Origin of the sequence: Burkholderia sp. CpTa8-5, from assembly GCF_017815045.1 — a bacterium.
Lineage (GTDB): Bacteria > Pseudomonadota > Gammaproteobacteria > Burkholderiales > Burkholderiaceae > Burkholderia > Burkholderia sola.
Genome location: NZ_JAGIQD010000090.1, coordinates 1 through 344, shown reverse-complemented (window position 1 = coordinate 344; position 344 = coordinate 1). Strand labels below are relative to the sequence as shown.

Sequence of the window (344 nt, the reverse complement as noted above, 5' to 3'; positions counted from 1 at the left end):
TGGCTAACACTTCCCCTTGCCGGGCGTGTAGAGGACTTTCACCTCCAAGTGAGTGCGCCCTGCCGGGCGCACCAAAACAAAGCCGGCACGAGGCCGGCTTTGTCATCGAAACACAACGTACCGCCCGCGCCCCTTCACCGCATGCACGCCACGGCCAGCTTCCCGACCGTGATCACCGCCTGCTCGATCTCCGGCGACCACGGGCTGCTGTAGTTCAACCGGATGAAGTTCCGGTAGTTGTCCGTGATCGAAAACATGTAGCCCGGGCCGATCGTGATCCCCTGCTCCAGCGCAAGCTGGTACAACCGCATCGCATCGACCTGCGCCGGCAACTCGACCCACAG

The 344-nt window shown here is 62.8% G+C and carries 1 pseudogene; it reads right to left on the bottom strand.

The annotated features are described in order from the left end of the window. Positions 1-134: 134 nt before the first annotated feature. Positions 135-344 (bottom strand): annotated as a pseudogene (locus J8I35_RS34455) (2-aminoadipate aminotransferase); the annotation flags it as partial.